The sequence below is a fragment of the Veillonella sp. ZSJB6 genome (assembly GCF_051549505.1).
In the GTDB taxonomy this organism is placed as follows: domain Bacteria; phylum Bacillota; class Negativicutes; order Veillonellales; family Veillonellaceae; genus Veillonella.
The window spans coordinates 54,023-74,939 of the sequence record NZ_JBPUGE010000009.1 but is presented as its reverse complement, the minus strand read 5'-3'; the positions used below and the strand labels follow the sequence as shown (position 1 = coordinate 74,939).

Annotated in this window: 21 protein-coding genes; 2 read left to right on the top strand and 19 right to left on the bottom strand. The window is 38.8% G+C overall.

Annotated elements, in window-relative coordinates; translation table 11 throughout:
• Positions 1-69 precede the first annotated feature (69 nt).
• The 4 genes from ACSV5T_RS09150 to thiT all read right to left on the bottom strand — a co-directional run bounded on the left by ACSV5T_RS09150 (position 70) and on the right by thiT (position 3,574).
• Positions 70-405: a cupin domain-containing protein gene (locus ACSV5T_RS09150; RefSeq protein WP_105086291.1), complete on the bottom strand. Its 336-nt coding sequence runs from the start codon at positions 403-405 to the stop codon at positions 70-72.
• Between the two features lie 305 nt (positions 406-710).
• On the bottom strand, positions 711-1,946 hold the full coding sequence (locus ACSV5T_RS09145) for a molybdopterin molybdotransferase MoeA (RefSeq protein WP_438320881.1): 1,236 nt from the start codon (positions 1,944-1,946) through the stop codon (positions 711-713).
• Complete coding sequence (mobB, locus tag ACSV5T_RS09140; RefSeq protein ID WP_438320879.1) at positions 1,927-3,051, bottom strand: molybdopterin-guanine dinucleotide biosynthesis protein B; 1,125 nt, start codon at positions 3,049-3,051, stop codon at positions 1,927-1,929. The genes ACSV5T_RS09145 and mobB overlap by 20 nt, the downstream gene beginning before the upstream one ends.
• Entirely contained in the window at positions 3,044-3,574 is a 531-nt protein-coding gene (gene thiT / locus ACSV5T_RS09135) for an energy-coupled thiamine transporter ThiT (RefSeq protein WP_024066595.1), read from the bottom strand. The genes mobB and thiT overlap by 8 nt, the downstream gene beginning before the upstream one ends.
• Positions 3,575-3,753: 179 nt before the next feature.
• Here thiT and ACSV5T_RS09130 point away from each other — a divergent pair, with 179 nt between their 5' ends.
• Positions 3,754-4,740 carry a GMP reductase gene (locus tag ACSV5T_RS09130; RefSeq protein WP_039969037.1) on the top strand — a complete coding sequence of 329 codons (987 nt, stop codon included), beginning with the start codon at positions 3,754-3,756 and terminating at the stop codon, positions 4,738-4,740.
• Between the two features lie 141 nt (positions 4,741-4,881).
• On the opposite strand, the gene ACSV5T_RS09125 is transcribed toward ACSV5T_RS09130, so the two are convergent.
• From ACSV5T_RS09125 to ilvB, 14 genes are all read right to left on the bottom strand, one after another.
• Positions 4,882-6,066, bottom strand: a complete 1,185-nt coding sequence (locus ACSV5T_RS09125) for an MFS transporter (RefSeq protein ID WP_438320876.1) — start codon at positions 6,064-6,066, stop codon at positions 4,882-4,884.
• A 174-nt stretch (positions 6,067-6,240) separates the two neighbouring features.
• Positions 6,241-7,596: a C4-dicarboxylate transporter DcuC gene (gene dcuC, locus ACSV5T_RS09120; RefSeq protein ID WP_438320874.1), complete on the bottom strand. Its 1,356-nt coding sequence runs from the start codon at positions 7,594-7,596 to the stop codon at positions 6,241-6,243.
• 192 nt (positions 7,597-7,788) lie between these two features.
• Positions 7,789-8,967, bottom strand: a complete 1,179-nt coding sequence (locus tag ACSV5T_RS09115) for a M20 metallopeptidase family protein (protein WP_438320873.1) — start codon at positions 8,965-8,967, stop codon at positions 7,789-7,791.
• A gap of 95 nt (positions 8,968-9,062) precedes the next feature.
• Positions 9,063-9,245 carry a hypothetical protein gene (locus ACSV5T_RS09110; protein ID WP_005385822.1) on the bottom strand — a complete coding sequence of 61 codons (183 nt, stop codon included), beginning with the start codon at positions 9,243-9,245 and terminating at the stop codon, positions 9,063-9,065.
• Between the two features lie 138 nt (positions 9,246-9,383).
• Positions 9,384-10,571, bottom strand: a complete 1,188-nt coding sequence (locus tag ACSV5T_RS09105) for an aspartate aminotransferase family protein (RefSeq protein WP_438320871.1) — start codon at positions 10,569-10,571, stop codon at positions 9,384-9,386.
• 90 nt (positions 10,572-10,661) lie between these two features.
• A complete protein-coding gene (argB, locus tag ACSV5T_RS09100) occupies positions 10,662-11,519 on the bottom strand; it encodes an acetylglutamate kinase (RefSeq protein WP_438320870.1) in 858 nt (285 codons plus the stop codon).
• 10 nt (positions 11,520-11,529) lie between these two features.
• On the bottom strand, positions 11,530-12,480 hold the full coding sequence (gene argC / locus ACSV5T_RS09095) for an N-acetyl-gamma-glutamyl-phosphate reductase (RefSeq protein ID WP_438320869.1): 951 nt from the start codon (positions 12,478-12,480) through the stop codon (positions 11,530-11,532).
• A gap of 110 nt (positions 12,481-12,590) precedes the next feature.
• Positions 12,591-13,601: an ornithine carbamoyltransferase gene (argF, locus tag ACSV5T_RS09090; RefSeq protein WP_438320868.1), complete on the bottom strand. Its 1,011-nt coding sequence runs from the start codon at positions 13,599-13,601 to the stop codon at positions 12,591-12,593.
• 9 nt (positions 13,602-13,610) lie between these two features.
• Complete coding sequence (locus tag ACSV5T_RS09085; RefSeq protein ID WP_438320867.1) at positions 13,611-14,807, bottom strand: M20 metallopeptidase family protein; 1,197 nt, start codon at positions 14,805-14,807, stop codon at positions 13,611-13,613.
• A 344-nt stretch (positions 14,808-15,151) separates the two neighbouring features.
• A complete protein-coding gene (locus ACSV5T_RS09080; RefSeq protein WP_438320866.1) occupies positions 15,152-16,474 on the bottom strand; it encodes a fibronectin type III domain-containing protein in 1,323 nt (440 codons plus the stop codon).
• A gap of 86 nt (positions 16,475-16,560) precedes the next feature.
• Positions 16,561-17,025 (bottom strand): hypothetical protein, encoded by a 465-nt coding sequence (locus ACSV5T_RS09075; protein ID WP_438320865.1) that lies wholly within the window; start codon positions 17,023-17,025, stop codon positions 16,561-16,563.
• 31 nt (positions 17,026-17,056) lie between these two features.
• Positions 17,057-17,644, bottom strand: a complete 588-nt coding sequence (locus ACSV5T_RS09070) for a beta-class carbonic anhydrase (RefSeq protein ID WP_295826067.1) — start codon at positions 17,642-17,644, stop codon at positions 17,057-17,059.
• Between the two features lie 163 nt (positions 17,645-17,807).
• Positions 17,808-18,320, bottom strand: a complete 513-nt coding sequence (gene ilvN / locus ACSV5T_RS09065; protein ID WP_060924047.1) for an acetolactate synthase small subunit — start codon at positions 18,318-18,320, stop codon at positions 17,808-17,810.
• Positions 18,321-18,328: 8 nt separating this feature from the next.
• Positions 18,329-20,056 carry a biosynthetic-type acetolactate synthase large subunit gene (ilvB, locus tag ACSV5T_RS09060; protein ID WP_438320862.1) on the bottom strand — a complete coding sequence of 576 codons (1,728 nt, stop codon included), beginning with the start codon at positions 20,054-20,056 and terminating at the stop codon, positions 18,329-18,331.
• Positions 20,057-20,250: 194 nt separating this feature from the next.
• Between ilvB and ACSV5T_RS09055 the strand changes: the two genes are divergently transcribed.
• Positions 20,251-20,529, top strand: coding sequence for a glutaredoxin (locus tag ACSV5T_RS09055; protein WP_295780646.1), 279 nt, complete (start codon positions 20,251-20,253; stop codon positions 20,527-20,529).
• 50 nt (positions 20,530-20,579) lie between these two features.
• On the opposite strand, the gene ACSV5T_RS09050 is transcribed toward ACSV5T_RS09055, so the two are convergent.
• On the bottom strand, positions 20,580-20,909 hold the full coding sequence (locus tag ACSV5T_RS09050) for a nitrous oxide-stimulated promoter family protein (protein WP_438320861.1): 330 nt from the start codon (positions 20,907-20,909) through the stop codon (positions 20,580-20,582).
• Positions 20,910-20,917 lie beyond the last annotated feature (8 nt).

Below are 20,917 nucleotides of genomic sequence, written 5' to 3'. Positions count from 1 at the left end.
CATTCGCCCTCTCTCAAAGCAAAAAATGCATCCCCTAGAAATCCAAGGGATGCATTCATTATGATATATTTATTTAACTACGGTCAACAGCATCTTGAAGTTTTCGCGAGCATCAAGGCTATGTGGCACTTCAGATGGCATAATCAATGTTTCTCCAGCTTTCACATTATGTTCAACATCGCCAACGACGATGTGCGCCTCCCCATCGAGGATTTGCACAATCGCGTCACCTACAGTTACATGTGTAGAGATTTCTTCTCCCTTTGGCAACGCAAATAAGGTAATACTGAGGCGTTCATTTTGGGCAATCGTAATACTAATCACTTGCCCTTCTTTATACTCTAAACGATCTCCTAGATGTAAAATTTCGTTAACAGGGATATTTTTTGTGAAGGTCTTACTCATAAAAATCACTCCTTATATAACTATATAATGGCAAAGATAATTAAAAAGTAGATTAAAATAAATTTTGTCAAACCTCAATTGATGTAACTAAAAGGATTATCCTTTCGTTGACTTTATTATAATTTGACTGAGATTAAATTTCAGTAACTGCAGCAACAGAATTGAATGTATTTTATATAAACAAACAGACGAGGCCTCTACAGAGACCTCGTCTTGTTATGTATCAATATCGGTAAATATGACAGATATTAAATATGCTTAATTATTAAGATGTTGATTATCTAAAGCTGTTAATCTTATATATTTTAAATGGCTGGTAATAGGCCTAACAAATACACATTAAAGGTATCACCAGGGCGCACCTCATGTATACCACGAGGAATACATGCCAATGCGTTAACAGTATATAGACCTAACATACTGCTACTATTGAAGTGGCGGTTAGCTACAAAGCGTGGAACACCACCACCGAAGATGACTTTACCTTGTACGTACCGATCAAAGGCATTACGCTTAAAGATTTCTGAATCCATTACACAAGCTACTACCGGTGTAGTCCAGTTTGCCAAACCTTTATAGCGTTTCAATGTTGGTGCTACGATTAGATGCCAACCATTGAATGCAGCCCCTGGGTTACCAGAAAGGCCAAAAATAATTTGACCTTTAGGGGTTACAGCACCATAAGATGCTGCACCAGGACGCATTTGAATGCGCGCATAAATAGATTTAGCGCCTAACTTTTCATAAATAAGAGGCATTGTATCAAATAGCCCTACGGATACGCCGCCAGAGCTAATGATAATATCAGCATCTTCACTGAGCTGTAACACATGATTAATTTCAGACTCTAGTTCCTCTGGAGCATCACTGACGTGATAGTGTGTAATCTTATGAAAGCCTAAATCCTCCAACAAGCCGCATATCATAGCTCGATTAGAGTTGTAAATCTTGCCAGGTGTTAAACTTTCACCAGGTTCGATTACCTCATGTCCTGACGTAAGGACTAATACTCGAGGCATTGCATTTACATTTATTTCAGTAAACCCTAGACCAGTCAAAATAGTTTGTACTGTAGAGGTTACCTCTGTACCACGTGGAATCACAGTAGTTCCAGCACTACATTCCTCGCCTTGCGGGATGATATGATCACCACATTTATAGTTACCTTGAATAGTAATTGTTGTGCCTGGTTCTCCGGAACCAACCACCTGTTCTTGCATAATAACGGTATCACATGTATCTGGTACGGGCGCACCAGTCATAATACGTACTGCATGTCCAGATTCAACAGGATGTTCCCATACAACACCAGCACCTATAATACCGTCAACAATATACTCATTACAATCATCTTTGAAAGTAATGGCATACCCATCCATAGCAGATTTAGGGAAGGCTGGTACATCTGTAGGGGCAATAATATCATCTGCTAACACATATCCTTTAGCAGTCTTAACATCAATGGTTTCTACTTTATGAACTTGTGTTTGTAAGGCCTCATCCCATAATCGAAGGGCCTCCTCAACAGTAACGACGGCCATGTAAACTCCTCATCATTTCCTGTATGTGACATACCAATTGAGGTATGTCTTGGTCTAACTTGCTAATTTCAATTGTAGCTACTCGGTCCGTTGCATCCGAGATAAGCTCTTCCGTATGTCCCTCTTGGGTAACCTCTATAATAGGGGCAATTCCTTGGGACCTTGTTTCTAGTATAACTATATCGACAGGCATAAACTGTGATATTTCATACAGATTTGACTGTTCCTTCGTGCGAATTCGAATCGCTGTTTCATTAGGTCCTGCAATAGCTACTGCATCAGCTCCAGCTTTATAGGAAAGGTCTGTATCAGTTCCTTCATGATCCATTTGAAAGCCATGTTTGTCACTCTTTACAACGCCAACAGAAAATCCTGCTTGTTGTAATTCAGATACAAGACGAGTTACTACCGTAGTCTTACCAGTCTTACGTTTTGAAGCTACCACACTGATAAGTGGAACTCGGCGAAACTCATTTTCTGCTAAAGCACGAGCCCATTGATAATCATCATAATGATTTACATTACTTAGCTCCCAATCATAATCACTAGCATCAATAGATTCAACATGACCAATCGTATCAAGGGCATGCTGCAACGATACGTCTTTACCGGCTAGAATAGATGGAAGTAATGATACAATATGAGGTCTATAAATTCCTGCCATAGGTTCTGGCTTACCTCTAGAACCAGTAGGAACTATGACATTCCAATTGTTATGATTAACTTGATATAACCAATCATAATATAAATCCATAGGCATAAATGGCATATCTACAGCCATCACCGCATAGGCAGGACTCATTCCAACAGCTAGAGCACTATAAAGTCCCCCTAGAGGACCACATCGCTCAATAGAATCCCGAACAATAGAAACTTTATTCTTCTCATCGTTCGATAACGTATCAATAATATGAGTCTGAATGGCATGTCCTAACTGATCATCATCACCAATGGAGATGATGATATCATCCACATCCGCTTCTAATCCCTTACGAAGTGCATGAGATATGAGGCTTTCACCATTAACCCAAGGCAATAATGCCTTAGGTTGCCCCATTCGAGAACTCAAACCACCAGCCAAAATAATTAAACCTAATTTATCCACGACGTCCTAAACCTCGTTTAACACCTTGGTAGATGAATAGTAAAACAACAATATTTAAAATCCCATCTGGCACCATATAAGAGGCATTATAAATCATGGAGTAAATCCATGGATTTTGACCTTGAGGTGCATAGCTAGCGAACACAACGGCACCGCTCACAACAGTGGCGATCCAGCGCAATGCAATACCAACAATAGAACCTGTAATGAGTCCAGAAATAGAATCTTTGAAGTACCCACATACACCTATGGCACCATAAGCAACTAGATAATCCAATATAATACTTAAATAGTGTACAGATGATTTAAAGCCTAAAATAAAATGTAAAATACCATATACGACGCCAGCAAAAATTCCCCGTGCACCACCCCAACGATAGGCATAAATCATGAGCGGCACCAAAGCTGCAGCCTTAATAGAGCCTCCTTGAGGCATATGAAAAATCGTAATAAAGGATAATACTTGAGCAATTGCAATCGCCACACCTGCTTCTGCAAGCATGCGAGTTTTGGACTGATCCATGTCAATCAACCTCCTTTTACCATATATATTAATGTATATAACTTGCATAATCTACTTGTATTGTACTACAGTTCGTTTCTGAGTCCAAACAAAATATTCGGAACGTATTGAAAATTTTACGCGTCTCTTGTATAATGGTACAGGTTCAATTTGTAATACTCGAAGGAGATATAGAAAATATGATTAATACAACGAACATCTTTGATTATGAAGACGTGCAATTAATTCCTAATAAATGTATCGTAACTAGCCGTAGCGAATGTGATACACATGTAAAATTAGGTAATCGCACATTCCGCTTGCCAGTAGTTCCTGCAAATATGCAAACTATTATCGACGAAGAATTGGCAGAAAAATTAGCTCGTGAAGGTTATTTCTATATCATGCATCGTTTTCAACCAGAACGTCGTATGGACTTTGTAAAACGCATGCACGACCTTAATTTATATTCTTCTATTTCCATTGGTGTAAAACCAGAAGAATTTGCTTTAGTTGATGAATTCAAAAAAGCAAACTTAACACCTGAATACATTACGATCGATATTGCACATGGTCACTCCAACGCAGTAATCGATATGATTCAATACATCAAAAAGAACTTGCCTGGAACTTTCGTTATCGCTGGTAACGTAGGTACACCAGAAGCAGTTCGTGAACTTGAAAATGCTGGTGCAGATGCAACTAAAGTTGGTATCGGTCCTGGTAAAGTTTGTATCACTAAATTAAAAACTGGCTTCGGTACTGGTGGTTGGCAATTGGCTGCTGTTCGCTGGTGCGCAAAAGCAGCTACTAAACCTATCATCGCTGATGGCGGTATTCGCGATCATGGCGACATTGCTAAATCTATTCGCTTTGGTGCAACTATGGTTATGATTGGTTCCCTATTCGCTGGTCATGAAGAATCTCCAGGGGAAGAAAAAATCGTTGACGGCAAAGCAGTAAAAGAATACTTTGGTTCTGCTTCTGAGTTCCAAAAAGGTGAACGCAAAAACGTAGAAGGTAAAAAAATCTTCATCGATTCCAAAGGTTCTATCTTTGATACATTAGTTGAAATGGAACAAGATTTGCAATCTGCTATTTCTTACGCTGGTGGTACTACTCTACAAGCAATTCGCAAAGTAGACTATGTACTTGTTAAAAACTCCATCTTCAACGGTGACCGTTAATACAATATTACATGTAAAAGCCACAGGTCCTATCCTGTGGCTTTTTTGTATGTAATCAATGTGATTTACAACATATTCGTAATAATATTGTCATATTTCATAAAATTAGCCCCAAAGACATACCGTCTTTGGGGCTATTATTTAAGCTTCAGCTTCTTTTGATTTGTCCATTAACATATAAGCGTATTTACCAGTACCTGCACTTACTACAAGTAATATAGTCAATACGATAAATGCTACTGTAAGACTTGTGCCATGAGCAATGAAACCAATCAATGCTGGTCCCATCAAAATCCCCATATAGCCAAGCATGGTAGATGTTGCCACAGCTTGTGTCATAGGAATTACATTTTGTTCCCCCATGGCAGAGAACAAGTTTGGTACTACCATAGCTAAGGAAATACCAAGTAATAAATACGTATACATAGAGCCATAACCTGGTAAGAATACGATAAGACCCATTGCAATGGCGCCTAACAAATAACCACCAACGACAACTTGCTTAGATGTTAAGTGTTTACCAATTGTATTCCCCAGCAAACGACCTATACACATAGTACCATTAAAGAGCATAACACCCATAACGGCCTCTTCAATAACGATACCTTTATCTTCGAATAAGTATAATGCACTCCAGTCCCCTACGGCACCTTCAACTAAGTAGGATACAAAGGACAAGAGACCAAAGATAATAGCAATGGGATGGAAAGATAATGGGCTTTTGGATTTTTTAACAACCTTTGCATTTGGATCACTACCAAAGGTCAACATAAATTGGCTAATCACAACCATGGCAATAAATAATACGATGAGAAGTCCCCAAATACTTTCATTAACAGGTAAGGATAATATTTTTAAGAGCACTAGCAAAACACCAGCGCCGGCAAAACCGCCTAAACTCCATCCACCGTGATAGGCACCCATTAAGTGTTTCTTACTCACCTTTTCTGTCAAGATAGCTTGTAAATTGGCAGACGCACCACTAAGACCTACACCTATACCAAAGAAGAACAAAGCAGCTGTGGTCGTAGCAATTGTAGAGCACATGGTAACAATAGCAAGAGATAACATGCCAATAAAGCTAGCTAATAAAACGACTTTCTTGCATCCAAAGTTCTCTACTAGCTTACCAGCTATGGCCATGGACAAACAAGAACCTACACCGAGCACTAAAATCATGGAACCCAGTACATCTTCACCAATGCTAAGCTTTGCCTTTAAATATGGTACAAAACCAGCCCATAAGGCTGTATACATACCTGGGATAAAGAACCCTCCAAAGGCACCACGAATATTTGCTGTTGAAATAGAAACTTGATCGCTCATTACATCCTTTCTGGCTTCTAGAACCGTCCGGCGAAGAAAGGCCCTTTTTATCCGCAACGCACTAAAACTTGTACCTTAGCAGGAAACCATTTTAATTACATATGATTTATTATTGGAATATAATAACCCTCTTTACGAAACATGTAAAGAGGGTTTTGTAAATTTAAATTAAAATTAAAAAAGTATCCATATTCCTACGCAACTCGTAAGTAACGCCACAAGAACCGGCACGGCGGTACGTTTAAGTAGATCTACGGATTTAATATGCGCCACGCCTGCTACACCGACCATTACTGGGCTGATTGGGCTGAGAAATAAACCAAGGCTAGCGCCATTTTGCATGACTAGCATAGTGGTAATCGGATCAAGGCTAAGATTAGATACAATATTAGGTACTAGTGGAACTAACGTAAATAATGGAGCTACATTGCTACCTGTTACCATACTTAATCCTAACATACCGCCTCCAAGAACAGAGGTAAGCCCAATAGAGTTAAGAGATAATGTTTGTAGCGCACCAACTAATGAATCAATAATGCCGAGGCTAACTAAACCTTGTGCAAAGATTTGTCCCCCTATAATAAGGGTTACTGCATAGGAGAACTGGTTCCCCATACCTTCAAAGAAAATCGTCGTACTCTTAAGTACTGTTCTCAGATTTTGATGACGAATTAATTCAGCTAATAGAGCAATGCCAAAGGCAAGCATCATGGCAAGGGTGACATTCATCTTCACACCAGGAAAACCATATTGACTAAAGCCTAAGATAAAACACAATGGTAATAATGGGAATATCATATATAGCTTGGGTCCAATAGGAGCTTCAGGAATACTTTCAAGATCATTTATATCCATAGGGCCATCAATTCGATCTCGATATCTCTGCCACCAAAAGTGTGCTATGGCAGTCACGATAGCAACCAAGAAATAAATTCGTAATTGGTACCCCACAAAGTAGTTTGGTACAGGCATATTTAACACCTTTGCAATCAATAAGGTAGATACAGCCCCAGGTCCTACATCCATAAGATGCCCTGTAGCTATAACTGCTGCCGCCCCTACAGGGCTTACACCTAATCGAAGTAACACGGGATACATGGTGACCATCATAAGAAGCGCAAGGCTCAACGGATTAGGTACACAAATGGATAGGCCCATATTAAGTAGAAACATAAGAGCTAACACAATATACGGACGGTTTAGACGATATAAAGGTCGGATAAGTGTATGGGCGAGTCTCGTTCCTGCTCCAATATATTCCATATATTTTGCATACCCTGCACAGGTCATAATCATAAGCCCCAAATTAACTATGTTATTTGATGTCGTTATTCTTACAATATCCATAGCATCAAATATGAGAACTCCGGTAGATTGGTCCCTAGCTAATATGGCATCAATCCAGTTCCCCTCATAAGCGATGAACATCATGAGAATTCCCAAGCCAATCAAAATAGGCTGTGGTTGATAGCGCTTCATCAATAATATGCCGGTTACAGCAATAATGATGAGACATATAACTATATTCATAAACACCTCTCATAGAGAATATATTAGACTGACAGCGGATTTATATCACAAGTACTATTCTTGAATTATACTTGTATCACATCTAGCATATATCTATATTATACCTATACTATACGCAAAATATAAATAAAAATACAATGAAACAGCACCGTTACTTTTAAAATAACGGTGCTGTTTATTACTTATCTTCTTTTATTTATGTTCTTTCAACCATGTAATAGCATATTCAGCATACACCGCTGATGCGGCAGATAGTATGGTATCATCCATATTAAATCTATTATTATGATGATCGTAGGTAGCCTCTACTTCAGGGTTTTGAATACCTATAAAGGCAAAGCATCCTGGTTTATCTTGTAAATACCATGCAAAATCTTCCCCTGGCATTACTTTACGCATTTTAGAAAGCTTGTCTTTACCTAATGTATCAATAACGACACGTTCAGCCAATTCGCTAGATTCAGGATCATTAATAGTAGGTGGTACTTTATTTACATATTCTAATGTAGCAGTTGCCCCATAGGCTTCAGCCGTATGTTCTACTACGCGGCGTATGGATTCAACATAATACTCTTCTTGGTCTGGATCAAAGAAACGAATGGTGCCCCCCATTTTAGCTTCACCAGGGATAACATTCCATTCAGAGCCAGAGTGAATATTACCAATAGTGAGTACAAGAGAATCTAAGGCACTCACATTACGAGACACTACAGTTTGCAAGTTCATAACGATAGCACTAGCTACTACAATGGCATCAATCGCTTGATGTGGCTGTGCCCCATGGCCTTGTTTGCCTTTTACATTAATGGTAATCTGGCTACTTGCAGCCATACGAGGACCTTCCTCTACAGAGATAAGTCCTGCTGGTAAATCAATCCATACATGGCCACCAAAGATAGCATCAATCTTATCATACCAATCACCAAATTTAACGAAATCTGGCGCCCCTGCACCCGTTTCTTCGGCAGGTTGGAATGCTAAATACACATCGCCTTCGATGCGGTCTTTCATAGACATTAACATCTTAGCAGCGCCTAACAAGATAGCCATATGACCATCATGACCACAAGCGTGCATTTTGCCTTCAGTTTCAGATTTGTAGTCTACTGTATTATGCTCATGAACTGGTAAAGCATCGATATCAGCGCGCAACGCTATAGCCTTACCTGGTTTATCACCATGGATGATACCAACTAAGCCGATGCCACGCTCTGTATCTACATGAACCTCTACGCCCATAGATTCTAATTCTTTAGCGAGAGTCTTTGTTGTTTCAAACTCTTCATTACTCAACTCTGGATGTTTATGGAAATATCTACGCCAATCTTGAACGTAGCCTTTATATTGTTCAATTAAATCGCGACTATGCATGGTATCGCCTCCTTGCAAACTCCCTTAATAAAGGGGAATAACGGGGTAAAAGTAAAAGAAAACGACAGGCCACGCCATGTCGTTTTCTTAATTGCTTATCGGTTGCGTAATACTGCTTGTACCGCTAAGGATACAACCGCTGTTGCAACTGCCACAGCAGCTGTAATTTTTGCTGTTGTGAAAAGTTCTTCTTTTGTAGGTTTTGCTTTTGTAGCAATATCTAATGTTTTTGCTACTGCAGGAACCAATACTTCGTTACGTAAGGATTCTGTATTCATATTTACTCCTCCAATATAGACTGTTTCTTCTAGGGTAACACGAATGAGAACTAAAGTCTATATATTCATCGATTTATTTCAATGGTTATACGGTTACGCAACTATTTTAAATAATCTTTATGAAAGTTAAGCGTAATATTATTTTGCAGCTAACTCTTCAATCGCTTCAGCTACAATGGTAATCGCTTTCTCCAATTGTTCTTGAGGGATATTAAGAGCTGGTAAAAGACGTACTTTATTTTTCGCAGATAAGCATACAACGCCCTTTTCAAGACATTTAGCGATAACTGCTTTTGGATCTACTGTAGTTTCAATACCAAGCATAAGGCCCATACCGCTTACACCAAGGATACCAGGTTTACCAGCTAAAGCAGCTTTTACATAGTCCCCTTTTGTTTTTACAGAATCTAAGAATTCTGGTGTTAAACGGCTAATAATGGTATTACCTGCTGCCGCACAAATAGGATTGCCACCAAAGGTTGTAGCATGTGCACCTGCATTTAACACATATTGCATCTTTTCATTGAATAAGGTAGCGCCCATAGGAAGACCACCGGCTAAACCTTTCGCCGTAGATACTACATCTGGTTCAATACCGAATTGTTGGTATGCATACAAACTACCAGTACGGCCATTACCAGTTTGTACTTCATCGATTAACACAAGTTGATCATGTTCATGAGCATATTTTGTTACCGCTTGTACAAACTCTTTATCTAGCGGCATAACACCACCTTCACCTTGAATAGGTTCCATCATAATGGCGCAAACAGCAGGGTTATCAAGCGCTTTTAATGCCGCATCAATATCATTAGCTGGTGTATGAATAAAGCCTTCTGTAAATGGGAAGAAATGCTGATGGAATACATCTTGACCTGTAGCAGACAAGGTAGTAATAGTACGACCGTGGAAACTGTTTACTAACGTAACGATGACATGACGACCGTCACCATATTTGTCATGACTATATTTACGAGCTGCCTTGATGGCACACTCATTAGACTCTGCACCAGAGTTGGAGAAGAATACCTTCTTCATACCTGTCTTAGCGCATAGTTGTTTTGCCAATTCAATTTGTGGTAAAGAATAGTACAAATTGGAGATATGGTTCAACGCATGAGATTGCTTTGTTACCGCCTCTGTCCATTCATCGTCATCTACACCAAATGCTGTTACACCAATACCGGATCCAAGATCGATGTATTCTTTGCCATCTACGTCCCATAAAAGAGAGCCGTTACCTTTTTCAAAACATACATTAAACCGGCCATACGTATTGGCTATATATTCTTTATCTTGTTGTTCAAAATCGATTGTATTACTCATTACATCCTCCAAACGTACGGTCGTGCCGTCGTCTATCTATATGAAAGGTAACGATGGTAATAAATGATTACCATCGCTATACCTACTATATTATTTTACAAACATTGTGCCAAGACCTTCATCGGTCAATAGCTCGATAAGAATAGCATGTGGAATCTCACCATTGATGATAAATACCTTTTGGGCACCTGATTTGATGGCCTCTAAGCAACAATCTACTTTTGGTATCATACCGCCAGCGATAATACCATCAGCTTTTAATTGATCTGCCTCTGCCATGGTGATTTTAGAGATTAGAGAATCAGGATCATGCACATCTCGTAATACACCATCAATATTGGTCATAGCCACCATTGTTTCTGCCTTTAAAGCACCTGCAATTTTTGCTGCCACCGTATCGGCATTAATATTGTATGTCTTGCCATCAGCCCCCATACCAATGGAGGAAATAACAGGAATATAGCCTCGGCTGATAACATCATCAATAATGCTTGTATCGATAGTATCGATAGAACCAACATAGCCTAGCTCATCATTTTGTTTATGAACTTGAATCATATTGCCATCTACACCGCAGAGGCCCACAGCTTTACCGCCGAGATCTGTTAAATCTGCTACGAGACCTTTATTAACCTTACCGGCTAATACCATTTGTACTACATCCATTGTCGCTTCATCAGTGACACGCAAGCCATTTGCAAAATGTGATTCAATCTGCATTGCATCTAATGTACTATTAATGGCTGGACCACCGCCATGAACGAGGACAACTTTCACCCCTACTAATTGGAGTAATAGTAAATCCTTCATAACGGATTTTTTTAATTCTTCATCAATCATGGCATTGCCGCCATATTTAACGACTACGTATTGATCGGTATATTGTTTAATATATGGAACGGCCGCAGTTAAGATATGCGCCCGCATTGCATTTGTTACGTCCTTCATAGTTCCCTCTCTAACCTAATACTAGGCCTGAATCCTCTGGTAAGCCTAACGCGATGTTCATGCATTGAACGGCAGCACCAGATGCACCTTTACCTAAATTATCAAATATGGCATTAACCATAATTCGTTCATTGTTACCAGTTACATAGATTTTCATGCTATCTGTATTGCTCATTTGATTGGCATTTAACATACCAGTATTGCTGTTCTCGGTAAATGGCACAACAGTAATGATTGTACTATCTTTGTAAAAGTCTTCTAATGCCTGTTGTACTTTATCGATGCTAACTGGCTTATTACATAAACGACTATGGATGCCCACAGTTACTTCCATGCCGGAATAATAATCGTCAACTATAGGAATAAAAATAGGTGCTTCACTAAGTCCACACACATGTTGAACTTCAGGCAAGTGCTTATGTTGTTGACTTAAACCATATTGACGCGGTGCATAAAGAAAATAATCCTTTGGTTCACTTTCATATTGGCCAATCATCTTTTTACCGCCACCACTATAGCCTGTTAAGGATGTAATAGTGAAAGGATAATCTGTTGGCACAAGACCGGCTTTTACAAGAGGCGCAATACAAGCAATCATGCCGCTCGCATGACAGCCTGGATTGGCAATATGTTTTTCTGTACTGATAGCTGTTTTGTAATCAGCGCCAAGTTCTGGGAAACCATAGGCCCAATCATCAGCAGTTCTAAATGCAGTGGATGTATCAATTACCTTACAAGGCAGATCACCGATAGCCGCCATGATTTCTTTAGATGCCGCATCAGGCAAGCATAGAAATACAATATCTGCCTCTTTAGCTACCGCTTTAATAGCCTCTACATTTTTACGATCCTCATCAGCAGTAGCCAATAATTCTATATCTTTTCTATCGGATAACCGTTCATGAATTCTTAAACCTGTTGTACCTTCATGACCGACAATAAATACTTTATAAGGTGCCATAGTAAACCTCAATTCTCACCTATCGGTGACTCACGCCTATTCATACAGCCTCTCAGCTATGATAAATAGGAAACAAACTATACCATACATCACCTTCTAGGGAGATGAAATTACTTCAATGGATAGTCACTAAATGTAGCAACCATAACCGCTTTAATGGTATGGAGACGATTTTCTGCTTCTTGGAAGGCTAAGGAATTTGGACCTTCAAATACCTCTTCCGTTACTTCAATACCATTCATGCCGAACCGTTCAAAGATATCCTTACCTACTTGAGTTTCTGTATTGTGGAATGCTGGCAAGCAATGACAGAATTTAGTATTTGGATTACCTGTTAATGCCATCATTTCAGCGTTAACTTGGAATGGTTTAAACGTATTGATACGTTCTTCCCACATATCATAGGTATCACCCATGGTTACCCATACACCTGTGTAAATAACATCTAAACCTTTAACACCTTCGGCTACATTATCTGTACATGTAATAGTAGCACCTGTTTCTTTTGCTACTTTCAAGCATTCTTCATAGAATGGACCTTCTGGCCAGTATTGTTTAGGACCGATAAGTCTGAAGTCCATACCCATTTTAACGGCGCCACTCATTAAAGCATTACACATATTAGATTGACCGTGACCCACATAAGCATAGGAAATTTCATTTAATGGTTTGTTGATATTTTCTTGAAGTGTCAAGAAATTAGCTAATGTTTGAGTAGGATGATCCATATCAGTAAGACCATTCCAAACAGGTACGCCAGAATAATCAGCTAGTGTATCTACATCGGCTTGATCAAAACCTCTGAACTCGATAGCATCGTACATAGAGCCTAAAACACGAGCGGTATCTTTTAAGGATTCTTTTTTATTCATTTGGGAACCTGTAGGGCCAAGATATGTTGTATGAGCACCTTGGTCCGCAGCGCCGACTTCAAAGGCACAACGTGTCCGTGTAGAATCCTTTTCAAAAATTAATGCAAAGTTTTTACCTACTAATGTTTTAATTTCTTTACCTGCTTTTTTATCAGCTTTCAATTTTGCTGCTAGCTCCAAGAAGTATTTAATTTCTTCTGGTGTATATTGAAGCATTGTTTTAAATGATGTATGTTGTAAACTTTTCATGATAACCTCTTATTTCAAACTACTTTTTTCTTGTAAAAATTCAGCGGCAATAGCTGCCATCATTGTTATACCAGGTTCTAGGATACTTTCATCAATGGTGAAAGCCTCATTATGTAACGCTGGGTTGCCATCAAATCCTGTACCTAACCAAAGGAAGGCACCTTTGATTTTATGAAGATACGCGGAGAAATCTTCTGCAGCCATAGACGGGAATTCAGGATGTACCACTGCTTCTTTCCCAAGATATTTCTCTACAATAGACGTAGCATAATCGATAGCGTCTGGATTGTTGATGGTAGCACCATGACCACGTTTATAATCTAAGGTACTCTTTGTTTTTAATAACATGTCGAGAGCTTGTAAACTTTCACCTAAACGTCGTTCAATATAGTCCCGTTTTTCAGGTGCATAGGTACGGCATGTACCCTCTAGATATACATCGCCACAGCCTACATTGTATCGGTCACCACCATTAATCACACCGATGGTGCACACAAGATTTTCCATTGGATTCGTTTCACGAGCCACAATAGATTCTACGTTTACAATCCAGTTTGCGGCTGCTACGATGGCATCTACCCCATTATGAGGCTCCGCTCCATGAGTTGATTTCCCTTTAATATGGACGAGGAAGTGATCCGATGCAGCCATCAAATTACCTTTTTTTAGACCTACCGTACCAACTGGTAATTGTGGCCATACATGAAGGCCATATATTTCATCTACATCATCAAGAATGCCGCTATCTACAATACCTTGTGCACCTGGGAATAATGCTTCCTCTTCGGAAGGCTGGAATACGAGCTTTACGGTGCCATGCAATTGGTCTTTAATAGACTGTAAAATGGCTGCGGCCCCAAGCAAAATTGCAATGTGGCTATCATGACCACAAGCATGCATAACGCCGTCATTTTCTGATGCAAATGGCAAGCCTGTCGTTTCATGAATTGGCAATGCGTCTATATCGGCACGCAATGCGATTACCGGTCCAGGTTGAGCTCCTTCGATTTTACCGATAACGGCATAATCAGAAACATCATTTACAAAAGGAATGCCTAATTCACCAAGAACCTTTTGAATAAATAAGGATGTATTTTTTTCTTCACCAGATAATTCTGGATGACTATGAATATGTCTACGCCATGCTACAACTTGTTCTTTATATTGTGCGGCATATTTCTTGATCAAATCTTGTAATGTATTCATTACTCTATCTCCTTTATACACTGTATGCATATTTTATACATATTTTGTGTATTTTTATAACTCATGTACGTATTATAATACTATTGCTCATATTATTCAAGGTTTATACACAATTATTGTATTTTTATTTGTCATGCTATGGATTAATTTTTATCATAGTCCTTAAAACTGTAATTTACATGAACTTAATCTAGCATGCAAAACGCCTAATAAATATATAATTACTATTTATATATTGACCTATTCAATCGATACATTTCAAAAAATAATTTGTATAAACACACAAAAAAGACACCTTTCAAAGAAGGTGTCTTTTGCTTATATATTCTTATAATCTTGTACTTCTATTTCTCTATAACCGACTCATCTAGCTGTGTACCGTCTGGTAAGAAAGCTTTTACTATCAATTTATTCGGTGTAACAGTCATCGCCATATAGTTATTCTTATCTCGATCTGGTGCCACATATACATCTAAAGGATGTTCTTTCCACTTAGGGCGACGAGTATCTCCGGCAATACCAGTCAGAATATATAATGGTCCCGAAGCATCTCTATCAAAGTTACGTACATGCCCTCTATTACGATAAGAATGTAAATGAGCTGACAACACTAAATCTACATTAAACTCATCAAAGATAGGCATAAATAACACTCCTTCGTCATCGAATCCTACAGCACGGCTTGCGCCAGGGCGGTCAAAAGCATATTGGAATGGATCGCAATGCATGAGAACGACAGTCCACTTTTTCGTATTAGCGGCCAAATCTTGGCGTAGCCATTGAACCTCTACATCGTATAGATCAGGATGATGTGTATCATGATTGTCCTCGTGATTACTTTCATATAGCATCGTATCTAATACAACGTAATGGACATCGCCAAAATCATAGGAGTAATAACGGCGATTAAAGGTTTCGTTCCCATTAGGTGGTACATCAAAATAATTGAGATACGCACGAGGCTCACGCATTTTCCAATCTAATGTATACATCTCATGATTGCCTAAGGTCGTTGCTAACGGCACATTAGCACTTAATGGTCTGATGGAATTTAACCAAGTGCGCCATTGATAATCTTGTTCCCCGTTATCTACAAGGTCCCCCATGCTAATATACAGGGCCGTCCTTGGATTGCGATGTGCGGAATCTTTAACCAGCTGTTCCCATCCAGAATAATCTCCAGACTGAGAATCTGGATAGATAAGAACATCATATACACTACTGCCAGCAGTTTCTAATGAGTACCAATCACTACGACGATCATTGCCATAACCAACGCGATACTCGTATTTAGTACTAGGTGTTAGGCCTGTCAAAGTGCCCTCATGAATATAGGTGGTACTGCCATCATCGGTAAAAGCTTTATCTGTAGCACCTATACTTTGAAAATTTTCTGCCCCCGCTAAACGATACTCTATGACCGCATCAGCTTCACTACTATCTGATTGCCACATAATAGTACGGCTTGTGCTATTATCTTTAGCGACAATTTGTCGAATATAACGGCCTTCAGAATCAAGGAGCGGTTTTATCTCTTGACCACTTACAACAGCCGCCGTTCGAGCTATACGACTCTGTATGGCATCCTTATATACATAGCCACCTACGACTAATATAGCCAAAGCTACAATAGCTACAATTGTTTTTAATAGTTTACTTTTATTCATATAGTTCCTTTATGTAAATATGTATTAAGTACTAATATGAACACATTATAAAACTTAAACTTAACTTTAAGTCAAATAAGATTTTTCTATACGCCTTGAACATCTACGTTTCTATATCTAGCTGAAATACATCCCAACATATTTAATTGCGGTATGTTCCATTCATTAGGTAAATAGATATCACAGGTAAGCTCATCGCCTATAGAGTTATTAGCTATAAATTGATAGCGCCCTAATTCTTCATTGCTGCATACTCTTTCAACCTGATTTAAAGTAGTAGCACCCCAAAATCGACTAAATTCAGTCCAAATAGTTTCTGCATCAGCTTGAGATAACTCAACTAGTAAACTATATTTTATTCCAACTTTGCAGCGTTTTTTTAAGCCCTTTTCATCAGCACTACAAACCTTAGTAGAACCTTTATCAAAAGACCATTCTAGCCCATCTAATGATTGAACTTGGGTGGAAATAAGATCTTTAAATTTTGAAAAGTCTCCGAGAAAATGTTTACACGCTACCTCAAATGTATCTAATCTATCTATATTGCTCAATTCACAATACCTCTATTAAAGAATTTACCTACTATTTTTCGTAGTATTGTTTCATTTGCGTATAGCCATTAACAATGACTTCGATTTCACCGGTTCTAGGATGGAAGATAAGTCCATGAACAGGCACATCTTTAGGAATTAACGGGTTCATGCGTAATTCGTCTACTGTTTCTTCTACATTTTCTGCAGGATGTGTAAAGCCATCTGCCCAGCGTTCCATTTCTTTTCGTACCATGTGGATTGCTTCAGGTGCAATGCCACGAGCTAACATTTTTTCTGTTAAATCTTTCGCTGTAGTTTTAGCCATACCACATTCATGGTGACCAATGATAAAGATTTCGTTAACGCCTAGCTCATAGATACAAACGAGTAAGCTACGTACAATGCCATCAAAAGGACCTGTAATACAGTTACCAGCAGTCTTTACAATTTTCGCTTCACCACGGCCAATATCCATAGAATCTTCTAAGAAGTTTACAAGGCGCGTATCCATACATGTCACAATGGCCATTTCACGACTTGGCATTTTACTACACTTTGTATCTGTTTCTACGTAACCTGTATTTTGATCTTCTACATATTCACGATTATGGGCTAAAATATCTTCTAATAAACTCATAGTACCTCCTATATAAAAAAGACCTTGGCATACAACCAAGGTCTCTATATTAATAATGGTCGATATAAATATTATATCATATCGAGTTGTACACTCTCTAAATTACTAGCAAGCTTAACGCTATTATTCTCTAAAATAGATTTATAATAGCCGTAGCTACGCGTTATCTATCTGGTGTAGATAACGCTTCAATAGCAACGCTACCACCGCGCACAACTTCAATGCGGTTGACGAACATATCTTTAAATAGTGCAATCATGTCGTTATTTTTAGATACTGTTTTAACACATTGTACGAGAACAGATTTACGATTATAATCCACAACTAATAGATCAAAGGTTTGGGCAATACGGAAGATTTCTTGTTTATCCGCTTCTTTACAGCTATTAACCTTGATGAACAGCAATTCTTTTTTCGTAATCGGCATATCTGTAAAGTCGATAACCTTAATAACCTCAACACTGCGATTTAATTGTTTAATAATTTGTTCGTATGTCAAATCATCGCATGTGAGCTCAATGGTCATACGAGACATAGTAGGATCTTCAGTTTCACCTACAGTCAATGTATCAAGATTATAGTTTTTACCTGCGAAGAGGCCTGAAATTTTAGCCAATACGCCAATTTGGTTTTCTACATACGCTGAAATACAGCGCTTTTCCATATGTAATTCCATAGCCCCTCCTATTTTTTATCCTTTAATAACATATCACTTAAGGACTTACCTGCTGGTACCATTGGCAATACATTAAGCTCTGTAGGAATGATGAATTCAAGTAAGGTTGGTCCATTTTTGAAAGTATCCGCCAATTGGAAACCTTTTTCGATGTCCTCTATTTTAGTAATGCGCATAGCCTTTGCACCATAGGCTTCTGCCAATTTTACAAAGTCAGGTACGTATTCAAATTCATCATTATCAATCATCTCACGTGTCACAATGGAGCTTTCATCCATCAATAAATTTGTACACGCATATCGTTTATCGTAGAACAATTGTTGCCATTGGCGTACGTTACCAAGGAAGCCATTATTCAAAATAATAAGTGTTATAGGCAAATGATAGTGCATAGCCGTAGCAAATTCTTGGATATTCATTTGTACGCCACCGTCACCACAGATAGCAAATACACGTTGATCAGGGTTGCCGATTTGAGCACCTAAGGCAGCTGGGAAACCATAACCCATCGTGCCAAGGCCACCAGAGGTCAACATTTGATGTTGTCCTTTAAGTTCAAGGAATTGTGTGGTCCATAATTGATTTTGTCCTACATCAGTAGCAACAATAGGACGTGCATAGTGGTTATTGATGTAGTCAATAACTATTTGAGGTGTTAAGCCTACCTCATCCGCTTGTGTAACAGGACGTTCCGCCTTAAGCTGTTGTAATTGCTCAGGCCACTCACCAAGATCATGAGGTTCAATATATTCCAATAGTTTTTCAATGGCCAATTTAGCATCTGCTACAATTGGAATATCTACCTTAATATTTTTAGAAATAGATGCTGCATCTACATCAATATGGATAATCTTACAATTTTGTGCAAAGGTACTTAGCTTGCCTGTAATGCGGTCGTTAAAGCGGGTACCGATGGAAATCATAACATCGCAATCCGTAAGGGCCACATTCGGAGCATAACCACCATGAATACCAATATTACCGAGGTATAAAGGATGACGACTATCAATGGCCCCTTTCCCCATCAACGTAGTTACAACAGGAATTCCTGTTTTTTCTACTAGCTCCATCATAAGATCGTTAGCACCACTAATACTAACGCCGCCACCTAATAGGAATAGAGGTCGTTTAGCCTTGCTGATAATGGAGCACGCCTTTTTAACTTGACCTACGTGAACTGTTGTATTTGGTTTATAACCACGAATATTAACATCTGTAGGATACTCATCGGAGCCCATAGCCTTTTGAATATTTTTAGGAATATCAACTAACACAGGACCAGGACGGCCTGTACGAGCAATGTAAAAGGCTTCTTTCAAAATACGGCCTAACTCTTTACGATCACGGACCGTAACAGCATACTTACAAACATTCCGAACGATACCAACAGTATCCACCTCTTGGAATGCATCGTTACCCATAAGCCCTAGGTCAACTTGGCCCGTAATACATACGAGAGGAACACTGTCAGAATAAGCTGTAGCAATACCTGTTACAAGATTGGTAGCACCCGGTCCAGAGGTTACCATACATACCCCTACTTTACCTGTACTACGAGCATAACCGTCTGCTGCATGAGCCAATGCTTGCTCATGACGTGGCAAAATTACTTTTACCTTGTCCTGCTTATATAATTTATCCATGATATCGATAGTGGCCGCCCCAGGATAGTTGAATAGGATATCTACCTGCTCCTCTTGAAGGGCTTTTACCACATATGCTGCGCCTGAAATCATAGGTGCCTCCTTATCTATGTTAAACATGCATATAGCGTTCTCAATATTCTCATTTTATATATCTAAAAAATTGAATATCTTATATAGATGTGTTATACTCAGTAGTGTACCACATGTTGTGGTACATGAGTATGTATTAAATCTCAAATTTATAGAAATATATGTTAATTATGTCTGGAAAGGACTGTAAAATCATGAAAGAAATCTTAGGTTTCCACTTAAACGGTTGCCCTTATTGTGCAAACGCATTCCGTGCTATCGATGAACTTGTTGCAGAAAATCCTGCCTATGCAGATATTCATATCAACTGGGTTGAAGATCAAGATGCTCATGAACTCTTCAAAACTCATCCTTATGAATACTATCCAAACTTGTGGTTCGACCTCGACAAACAATACGAGGCTCAACCTGGCGAAAGCTATGACCAAACAAAAGCTTTAATCAAAGCTGTATTGGACAAAGCGCTTGCATAAAATTATTACACAAAAATGTGATAACACTATTAAGAAAGAGGCTAGCAATGCTAGCCTCTTTTTTTATCTTTCCATTCTAGATACATATGTCTAATGACTTGAATTGGTGATACAAATAACATTCTAGGGCCCCCATAGCGCATGATTTCCCGAATCTTTTCACGATATGTAGGTGCATAGCAATGAGTTTTACAAACACTGCAGAAGGTTTTCGTTTCCATATGAGGGCACGCATCAATGCGATGCTCTGCATATTCCCAAACCTGCTCACAATCTTTGCAAAGTTGCCCCTTTGGCATATGGTGTTTATTATGACAATAGATGCCAATAATTTGGTACATAGTTTTTAATTCTAACTTACGTTTTTCATCAACTGTCATAGTACTCT